9 protein-coding genes are annotated in these 9,155 nt (G+C 61.6%); 5 read left to right on the top strand and 4 right to left on the bottom strand.

What is annotated here, in order from left to right; all coding sequences use genetic code 11:
• From QZ292_RS08125 to ccsA, 5 genes are all read left to right on the top strand, one after another.
• The coding region (locus tag QZ292_RS08125; protein ID WP_294600410.1) for a hypothetical protein at nucleotides 1-228 on the top strand (228 nt) is incomplete at its 5' end.
• 45 nt (nucleotides 229-273) lie between these two features.
• The gene (locus tag QZ292_RS08120; protein WP_294600408.1) at nucleotides 274-495 is read left to right on the top strand and encodes a hypothetical protein; all 222 of its coding nucleotides are present in this window, start codon (nucleotides 274-276) and stop codon (nucleotides 493-495) included.
• A gap of 43 nt (nucleotides 496-538) precedes the next feature.
• Nucleotides 539-748, top strand: a complete 210-nt coding sequence (locus tag QZ292_RS08115; RefSeq protein WP_294600406.1) for a hypothetical protein — start codon at nucleotides 539-541, stop codon at nucleotides 746-748.
• 101 nt (nucleotides 749-849) lie between these two features.
• Complete coding sequence (locus tag QZ292_RS08110) at nucleotides 850-1,602, top strand: hypothetical protein (RefSeq protein WP_294600404.1); 753 nt, start codon at nucleotides 850-852, stop codon at nucleotides 1,600-1,602.
• Nucleotides 1,603-1,612: 10 nt separating this feature from the next.
• Complete coding sequence (gene ccsA / locus QZ292_RS08105) at nucleotides 1,613-4,174, top strand: cytochrome c biogenesis protein CcsA (protein ID WP_294600403.1); 2,562 nt, start codon at nucleotides 1,613-1,615, stop codon at nucleotides 4,172-4,174.
• 1,761 nt (nucleotides 4,175-5,935) lie between these two features.
• Here the strand turns inward: ccsA and QZ292_RS08100 are convergent.
• The 4 genes from QZ292_RS08100 to QZ292_RS08085 all read right to left on the bottom strand — a co-directional run bounded on the left by QZ292_RS08100 (nucleotide 5,936) and on the right by QZ292_RS08085 (nucleotide 9,075).
• Complete coding sequence (locus QZ292_RS08100) at nucleotides 5,936-6,082, bottom strand: hypothetical protein (protein ID WP_294600401.1); 147 nt, start codon at nucleotides 6,080-6,082, stop codon at nucleotides 5,936-5,938.
• Nucleotides 6,083-6,141: 59 nt separating this feature from the next.
• A complete protein-coding gene (locus QZ292_RS08095; protein ID WP_294600398.1) occupies nucleotides 6,142-6,924 on the bottom strand; it encodes a methyltransferase in 783 nt (260 codons plus the stop codon).
• 11 nt (nucleotides 6,925-6,935) lie between these two features.
• Entirely contained in the window at nucleotides 6,936-8,255 is a 1,320-nt protein-coding gene (gene murA / locus QZ292_RS08090; RefSeq protein WP_294600397.1) for a UDP-N-acetylglucosamine 1-carboxyvinyltransferase, read from the bottom strand.
• A 73-nt stretch (nucleotides 8,256-8,328) separates the two neighbouring features.
• Nucleotides 8,329-9,075: an RNA methyltransferase gene (locus QZ292_RS08085; RefSeq protein WP_294600412.1), complete on the bottom strand. Its 747-nt coding sequence runs from the start codon at nucleotides 9,073-9,075 to the stop codon at nucleotides 8,329-8,331.
• Between the last annotated feature and the right edge of the window lie 80 nt (nucleotides 9,076-9,155).

The raw sequence follows: 9,155 nt of genomic DNA, 5'->3' as shown, positions 1-9,155 counted from the left end.
AAGGTAACCACCTCGGGCACGGGAACCCCGCTTGCCTGGTACCCCGCCCCGGGCTTCCGCGAGAGAGCCAATGGCGGGCTGAGCAGCGTCGGCAACAACGGGTTCAGCTACTCGTCGTCGGTGAGCGGCAGCAACGGGGTGTACTTGCATTTCGGCGTGACGTACCTCCATCCCAGCAGCGCGTACCGCCGCGGCTACGGTCTTCAGTTGCGTTGCCTCTCGGAATAAACGGAAGCCTCGACTGATTGGGGGACCTTCGAACCCGGGCTGGTGGTGGGAACCCCGCTTGCCTGGTACCCCGCCCCGGGCTACCGCGGCGCAGGAAACAACGGACACTCGGGCGATTTGCTAACTGTCGGCGGGAATGGATATAACTGGTCATCCAAAACCAACGGAACGAACGGCATGTTTTTAGGTTTCGACATGCAAAGCCTCCATCCCTGTTTTGCAAGCAGCCCGGGTCGCGGTCTTCCGTTGCGTTGCCTCTCGGAATAAACGGAAGCCTCGACTGATTGGGAACTTCGAACCCGGGCTGGTGGTGGGAACCCCGCTTGCCTGGTACCCCGCCCCGGGCTACCGCGGCTACGGCGAGGGCGCGTTGTGGCACGTCGGCAACTACGGGTTCAGCTGGTCTTCCGCCACGAGCGGCATCTACGGCCTGGACTTGGGTTTCAGTTCGCAGTACTTCGGCACCAGCGGCTCGGACTATCGCTCCCACGGTTTTCTGTTGCGTTGCCTCTCGGAATAAACGGAAGAGAAGAGAAATACAGATTGAAGGGAGCAGATCAAAATCTGAAGCAAAAGTCGTTTGTAAACCGGATTTCTGTTCCGCGAAAAAAGAGATATAACTTGAAAACAGATAAAATCATTGTGGCCGGCCCCTGCAGCGCCGAAAGTCGCGAACAGGTGCTCCGCACAGCGGAAGGGCTTGTCGGACAGGGTGTTGCTGTCTATCGGGCCGGATTGTGGAAGCCCAGAACCCGTCCCGGAGGTTTCGAAGGCGTCGGCGAAGAGGGCATCGAGTGGCTGACCGAAGTGCGGAACACCTATGGGATGCGGGTGGCCACCGAACTGCCCGGCGCCGGCAGCGTGGAGCCCTTGCTGCGCAGCGGGATCGATATCTTGTGGATCGGTGCCCGGACAGTCACCAATCCGTTCGACATGCAACAGATCGCCGATGCGTTGCGAGGATGCGCCGTCGACGTGTACGTCAAGAACTCGATCGCCCCCGACGCAGCCTTGTGGCTCGGCGCGATCGAACGTTTGGAACGGGCCGGTATACAGGGGCGGATCGTCGCCATCCATCGCGGTTTTTGCACCGGACAGCGGGACGTGCTGCGTAACGATCCGTTGTGGCGGATTCCGCTCTGGTTGCGCGAACAGCGGCCCGACCTGTCCATCGTGTGCGACCCGAGCCACATCGCCGGTCGGGCCGATCTGGTGCCCGTCGTGGCACGCACCGCCATGGTGCTGGGACTCGACGGGCTGTTCATCGAATCCCACTGCGATCCGAAGTGTGCGCTGACCGACGCAGCCCAGCAACTGACTCCCGGAGAGGTCGGAAAACTGCTTCGGGAACTCGAACTCGGCCCGGGCCGATAAATCGTTGTGTATGAAAAAGATCCTTCGAATACTCTGTTCCTATCCGGCTATGGCGCTACTGCTCGCGGTGTATGCCGTGTCGCTGGCCGTCGCCACCTTTGTCGAGCATCGTTACGGGACCCCCGTCGCGCAGCGGTGGGTCTACCACAATCCCGTTTTTTATCTCCTGCAACTGCTGCTGGCGGTCAATTTCATCGGTATTGCGGTCCGGCAGCGGTGGGTGCCCCAGCGGAAATGGGCCGTGCTGTGCTTCCATGCCGCCTTTGTCGTGATTCTGCTCGGCGCGTTCGTCACCTGGCTGACCGGGCGCGAAGGGGTGATGCACATTCGCGAAGGAGAGAGCTCGGCCGAGCTGCTCGACCCGGCGAATCCGGCTCGGGTGGTCGAACAATTGCCCTTCAGCGTCGAACTCCGCGATTTCCGCCTCGTGCGCTATCCCGGTTCGCACAGCCCCTCGTCGTTCGAGAGCGACGTCGTCGTCCGGCAGTCCGGCTGGCCCGACCGCGAGGCCAATATCTACATGAACAATGTCCTGCACGTGGGGCCTTACCGGCTCTACCAGTCCAGCTACGATCCCGATGAGCGCGGAACCGTGCTGATCGTGAACCGCGACCGGATCGGAACCTGGATGACCTACGGCGGGTACATTCTTCTGATCGGCGGCATGGTCGTGGCCTTGTTCGGACGCCGCTCCCGGTTCCGGACACTCGGGCGGATGCTGAAACAGACCGCCATACCGGTGATCGGGCTGGTGTTTGCGCTCGCCTCGCCGGCCCGGGCACAGGAGCGGGTCGATACGCTGACCCTTTCGCAGCTGGAGGAGCAGACCCGGCGCCAGATGGAGCGGATCGAACAGGAGCATGCCGTCGGGGAGGCTGATCGTCGGGACGCGGGCAGAGTGGCGGTGGATCGTCGGCGCGAGAAGAAGATGGCTCCGATCTATGCCGTCGAATACGCCGTTTCACCCCGGACGGCCCGGGCCTTCGGTCGCCTGATGGTGCAGAGCGGAACGGGGCGCGTGCAGCCGGTGGATACCTATGCGGCCGAATTGTGGAGAAAGATATCGCGGGAAAAACGGTACCGGGAGCTGGATGCCGACCAGGTGTTGCTGGGATTGCTGACCCAGCCGCAGATATGGAGCCGGGTGCCGATGATCGACGTCGGCAGCGAGGCGCTCCTGCGTCAGGCTGGCATCGACGGAGAGCAGGCGGCGGAGGGGCGGCTGGCTTTTATCGACGTGTTGGACGACGAGGGAAACTACATTTTTGCGGACGAGATCGAGCAGGTCTACGCCAAACCGGTGCGCGAGCGGAACAAGTACGACAAGGAGCTGCTCAAACTGGACGAGAAGGTCAATATCCTGAACGCGCTGTTTGCCGGGCGGATGGTGGCGATTTTTCCTCCGGCCTCGGTTTCGGCAGACGGGGCATGGTATGCTCCGGGCGACGATCTGAGCGCGTTTCGGGATCGAGATTCGATGTTCGTCAGCCGGATTTTTCCGTGGTTCGCCACCGAGGCGGCACGGTCGGCCGAGACGGGAGACTGGTCGACCCCTGACGAAATTGTCGGTATGATGGCCACCTATCAGGAGAAAAAAACGGCTGGGCTGGATATCTCGCCGCGGCGGATCGAGGCCGAGATGCTCTATAATCGGCTCGATCTCTTCAAGTGGGCGGGGTTCGGGTATATGGGATTCGGTCTTGCGCTGATGCTGATTACGATGCTCGGCTGGTCGAGGCCGGCCGGAGGCTGGCGCGTGGCGGGGGGAGTCGCGATCGGAGTGATCTGTCTCCTTTTTCTTGCCCAGACGGCGGGAGTGGGGCTCCGGAGGTATATCGCGGGCCGGCCGCCGGTGTCGAACGCCTACGAGTCGATGATTTTCGTGTCGTGGGCGACGGCGATCGCGGGACTGGCTTTCGGCCGCCGGTCAACGATCACGCTGGCGGCGGCGACTTTTCTGTCTGGTGTGCTGATGTTCGTCTCGACGCTCAACTGGATGGATCCCGAGATTACGCCGCTGGTTCCGGTGTTGAAATCGCCGTGGCTGCTGGTGCATGTGGCGGCGATTACGGGGAGTTACGGCTTTTTCGGAATCGGATTTTTGCTGGGTCTGGTTTCGCTGGCGGCGATGGCGTGCCGGACGGAGCGCAATGCGGCGGTGGTCGACCTGCAGGTGCGGCGGTTGACGGCGATCAACGAGATGAGCCTGATTGTCGGTCTGGTGTTGTTGACGGCCGGTACGTTTTTGGGGGCGGTCTGGGCCAATGAGTCGTGGGGGCGCTACTGGGGGTGGGATCCGAAGGAGACCTGGGCCCTGATTACGATGATGGTGTATGCGTTTATCCTGCACGCCCGTTTCGTGCCGGGGCTGCGGCGCGGCGGGGTCTATCTCTTCAACGTGATGAGTGTCATGGGGTTGGGGTCGGTGCTGATGACCTTTTTCGGCGTGAATTACTACCTGAGCGGGATGCACTCCTACGGCGGCGATTCGGCGCCTCCGGCGTTGCATATCATTTGGGTGGCTTACGTGGTGGCGGCGGTCATTGCGGTGCTGGCGTGGCGGAAACGTTAGGGGAGGGGTTCGACTCGAGCGGCTCCCGGGGTGCAGGGGAGTGGAACAGTGGAATTGGGTGGAGTCGGAGCTTGCGAGACCCGACGAGCGCAGCGAGTTGCGGGTCTTCGCGGGGCGAAGCTCCGACCCGCGCGGCTCTTCGAGCTGCAAAAACTCGGCCCAATTCTCCGTCATTCTCCTCGGCGCGGTGCCGCTCGGCCCTCGAAGGTTCCTGTCGATTCGGGCTGCGCGTTTCCCGGGTGGGCCGAAGGCCCAGCGCGCAGGCCCGGCGGTTCGAAGAACCGCAGATACTCTGCCCAATTCTCCACCCATTCGTCCTCGGCGCGCCTCCCCCGCGCCGCTATTGCGTCGCTGCGCCCGAGGCCGGCGATTCCGTAGGAATCGCGCTACGCGCTTTTGACTGCAATCCACCGGTCGGGCTGTGCGTTCACCAAGCGGGTTGAAGCCTCCCGGCTGTAGTTCGGCGCCAGCGGAGAGCTCCATATAGGGTAGAGGCAGCCAGTAAAAGACGCTGTGCATCCCGCCGCTGGCGGCGAACTGCGCGCCCCTGCGGGCCGGTGTCGCTCGGCACTCGAAAGCTGTCCGTGTCTACCCTAAAGGGAATCGCCGGGGGATTTTCAAGGGGGATGTGAGTTCCCTTTGAATGTGCTCTTTGCCTACTTTCTACCACATAGTAGAAAGTAGGGGCCTCGCGGCCAACGCGTTCGCGTTACGGCGCAGAGCCTTTATTATTTTCCCGACATTGACCGTCGCTCGACGTTATAGGGAACACGGGGAAGACCGTCCTTCGTTCGCGCGCCTTGGGAAATCTTGTCAAAATGTGTCAGCACATTTTGACGATTTCCCTCTTAAGGCGTGGCGCGCGGTGCCTTCGGGCATTCCGAGATGGCCGCCTCTACCCTAACAGGATAAGAACTGCCCTGCGCGGGCGGCGGCCGGCCGGGCCCCGCGTCCCGTGGACGGGCGAAACTTACGTTTCGCTGCGGCAGCCTCTGCTCCAATTCTTTGTCCGCGCGCCATGGGAAATCTTGTCAAAACGCCCAGGTACATTTTGACGATTTCCCTTCTAAGGCGGGGCGCGCGGTTGGTTTGAGGGTACTGCGCTCGGGCCGCGCGGGCCCCACGCCCGTGGACGGGCGAAACTTACGTTTCGCTAAGGCAGCCTATACCCCAATTCTTTGTTCGCGCGCCTTGGGAAATCCAGTCAAAACGTGCGAGCACATTTTGACGATTTCCCTCTTAAGGCGTCGGCGCGCGGTTTTTCAGTCGCCCGCAGGAATTTCATCTCGATTTTGCTCACCGCAAAACGAGTGAAATTCCTCTTTAAGCGGGGCGGGCGACTGTCGAGCTTCGAGCCGGACGGAACTGCCCTGCGCGGGCGGCGGCCGGGTGACCCCGGCGGGACGGAGCGATACTGCGTATCGCTTACAGGCTTGCTACACCCAATTCATTGTTCGCGCGCCATGGGAAATCCAGTCAAAACACGCAAGCGAGTTTTGACGATTTCCCTCTTAAGGCGTGGCGCGCGGGCTTGTTAATGCGTTTTTGAGTCGCCCGCGGCAATTCTCGTGGGTTGGCATCCAGCCAACCCACAGAATATGCCCCTTTACGCGGGCGGGCGACTTTCGAGCTTCAAACCGGACGGAACTGCCGCTTTTTGGAAAAAGCGGCACCAAAAACTTTTGTGATAGCTACGCTACGCCTTAGGTTCCGCAAGACTCATCCTCTGTCTGTACATCGCTAAGGCCGCCTCTGCCCCGTTTATTCCGAGAGGCAACGCAACTGAAGACCGTAGCCACGATAGTCTGCATGGTCGGAATCGAACCATTCCATGTTAAAACTCAAGTCCATGCCAAGAAGATCGCTGAAAGTGGACAGCCAGCTGTAACCGTCATTGCCGACACGCATCAAACCGCCTGATTCACCCTCTTTTCCCGCGTCGCGGTAGCCCGGGGCGGGGGAACCGGTCAGAACCGGAGGTAAAAATCCTGCGTCAGGTCGCGATACGCCTCCGTAAAATTCCCCGCACCGTCTTCGATACAAAGTTCTTCCCGAACGATTGCCTCCGGCTTCGGCCGCCGGAACAAAAACTCGATCGCCATCCGCTTCACCGGCTTGTGCGGCGTGCCCCGCACCTCAAGCATCCGATGCGCATACAACCCCCGCGCCGCAGCCTTCGCCACGAAGATCCCCGCCTCGCGGTACGGGAAAATCGCAGCGAACCGTCCGTTCTCACCCTCCAGCAGTCCCGATACCGCATCGATCAACTCGTCGTACGGCAACGCCTCCGCATGCCTTGCCGCCACCCTCGCCGCCGTCGGCTGCGTGGCTGCCGCCGAGTGGTCGAAACCCCGGCGGAAATCAGTGCCAGCCATAAAATAAGGTGGATTCGAGACGATCAGATCGTATTTCGCCTCCCGATAGTTAGTCGCATAAGACTGAATAGCAGCATCGTATGCTCGCAAACGAGCCGCCCACGGAGAAGTTGCGAAATTGGCCTCCGCTTCGCGAGCAGCCTCCGAATCGACCTCAACCGCATCGATGACAGGCGGTTCCGCCTCCGCCGCAGTCCGTTGCGCTAACATCAACGCAATCACCCCCGTTCCCGTCCCGACGTCGAGCACCCGCCGCAAAGCACCCTCCAACGAGACCCACGCGCCGAGCAGCACCCCGTCCGTGCCCACCTTCATTGCCGCCCGCTCCTGCGTCACCGCGAACTGTTTGAATCGAAACGCGTTGGATTTCTGCATAATCGTGGAAATCAGTCGATTCGCCTAATCTGAGCCCCCAGCGCATTGAGTCGCCCGTCGATGTCCTGATACCCGCGGTCGATCTGGTCGATGTTCTGGATCACGCTTTTTCCCTGCGCGCTCATCGCCGCAATCAACAAAGCCACCCCTGCTCGGATATCCGGCGAGGTCATCGTCGTTCCCCGCAGCCGAATCGCATGATCGTGCCCGATCACCGTCGCCCGGTGCGGGTCGCACAGGATGATCTGCGCCCCCATGTCGATCAGTTTGTCGACAAAGAACAGCCGGCTTTCGAACATCTTCTGATGGATCAGCACCGACCCCTTGGCCTGCGTCGCCACCACGAGGAACACGCTCAGCAAGTCCGGCGTCAGCCCCGGCCACGGCGCATCCGCGATGGTCATGATCGAACCGTCGATAAAGCTCTCTATTTCGTAGTGCTCCTGTTTCGGGATATAGATGTCGTCGCCCCGCTGTTCGAATCGGATGCCCATCCGGGCGAACTGCTGCGGAATAATCCCCAGGTCGTCGTACGACACGTTCTGAATGGTCAGTTCCGAATGGGTCATGGCCGCCATCCCGATGAAACTCCCCACCTCGATCATGTCCGGCAGCATCGTATGTTCCGTCCCTCCCAGCGCATCGACCCCCTCGATCGTCAGCCGGTTCGAGGCGATGCCGCTGATGTGGGCCCCCATCCGCACCAGCATGCGGCAGAGTTGTTGCAAGTACGGCTCGCACGCCGCGTTATAGATGGTCGTCGTCCCCTGCGCCAGCACAGCCGCCATCACGATATTGGCCGTCCCCGTCACCGAAGCCTCGTCGAGCAGCATATAAGCCCCCCGCAGCCGATGATCCGGCCCCGGAGCCCGCACGGTATAGAATTTCCGGTCGGTGTCGCAGTCGAACTCGGCGCCCAATTTCTGGAACCCGATGAAGTGGGTGTCCAGCCTCCGGCGTCCGATTTTGTCGCCTCCCGGCCGCGGCATATAGGCCCGGCCGAACCGGGCGAGCAGCGGCCCGGTGATCATCACCGACCCCCGCAGCCGCGAAGCGGCCCGCCGGAATTCGTCGGTCTGGAGGTAATCGAGGTCGATGTGCTCGGCCCGAAACCGGTAGACGCCCCGCTCCAGCCGCGTCACCTCGACTCCCATGGCACGCAACAGGTCGATGAGTTGCAGCACGTCGATAATCTCCGGCACGTTCCGGACGGTGACCTCCTCCGGCGTCAGCAGTACGGCGCAAAGGATCTCCAGCGCTTCGTTTTTCGCTCCCTGAGGCTCGATCGAGCCGCTCAGCGGGCAGCCGCCCGTCACTTCGAATGTGGCCATATTCCTCGATTCTTGGTTTTGATGTGTCTAAAGTAATGAATTTTTCGGAAAGTCCGTCGGTTTCCGACCGGATTTAGAGGCGCGCCCGCCGTCGGAACTCCGCCAGCGCGACGGCTGTGGCCATCGCTACGTTGAGCGACTCGGAGGTCTCTCCGGCCGCTGTGGCCGGGAATGGCGGAATGTAGAGCTTTTGGGTGACCTGTGCCGCCACGGCGGCCGAAATCCCTCGTCCTTCGTTTCCCATCACGAGCAGCCCGGGGGCGTCTCCCTCTTGGGGCAGGTCGCAGCGGTAGATGTCGTCACCCTCCAGAAACGTGCCGTAAACAGGCACTCCCGCCTGTGCCGCTTCGCGGAGCAGCGGTTCGAGCGGCCCGTAGTGCATCCGCACGCGGAATATCGCGCCCATGGTGGCCTGCACGACTTTCGGGTTCCAGCAATCGGCGGTGCCGGGCGAGGCATAGACGCTCCGCACGCCGAACCAGTCGGCGAGCCGCAGGATCGTCCCCACGTTCCCCGGATCCTGCACGTCGTCCAGCGCCAAGGCGAGTCCTTGCGGCAGCCGAGGACTCTGCTCCGCATGCCGGTCGGCGGGTATCTCGGCCACGGCGAGCACGGGGGACGGGGTGCGCAGAAACGAGATCCGCGCCATCTCGGCAACCGTGAGGTTCTCGCCGACCCGGTATACTGCCTGAACTCCGAAACCGGAGTCGAGCAGCTCGCCGACAATCTTCTCGCCTTCGACGACGAAGGCTCTTTCTGTCTCGCGGCCGCTTTTGTCGCCGAGCGACCGTATCCGCTTGATCTCCGCTTTGGTTAACATGCTGTTCAATCGTTCGATTATCCGTTTTTGCCCGGGAGGGTACTGTTCTTTCTGTGAACAGAAAGAACCAAAGAAACTTT

Source organism: uncultured Rikenella sp. (assembly GCF_910577125.1).
Taxonomy (GTDB): Bacteria; Bacteroidota; Bacteroidia; order Bacteroidales; family Rikenellaceae; genus Rikenella.
The sequence above is the reverse complement of the archived record's forward strand: the minus strand, read 5'-3'. Positions and strand labels throughout refer to the sequence as shown.

What these genes read in the sequence shown, in the direction of transcription:
- ccsA (WP_294600403.1), top strand. Translation starts at nt 1,613, where the DNA reads ATGAAAAAGATCCTTCGAATACTCTGTTCCTATCCGGCTATGGCGCTA.
- QZ292_RS08100 (WP_294600401.1), bottom strand. Translation starts at nt 6,082, where the DNA reads ATGCGTGTCGGCAATGACGGTTACAGCTGGCTGTCCACTTTCAGCGAT.
- QZ292_RS08095 (WP_294600398.1), bottom strand. Translation starts at nt 6,924, where the DNA reads ATGCAGAAATCCAACGCGTTTCGATTCAAACAGTTCGCGGTGACGCAG.
- murA (WP_294600397.1), bottom strand. Translation starts at nt 8,255, where the DNA reads ATGGCCACATTCGAAGTGACGGGCGGCTGCCCGCTGAGCGGCTCGATC.
- QZ292_RS08085 (WP_294600412.1), bottom strand. Translation starts at nt 9,075, where the DNA reads ATGTTAACCAAAGCGGAGATCAAGCGGATACGGTCGCTCGGCGACAAA.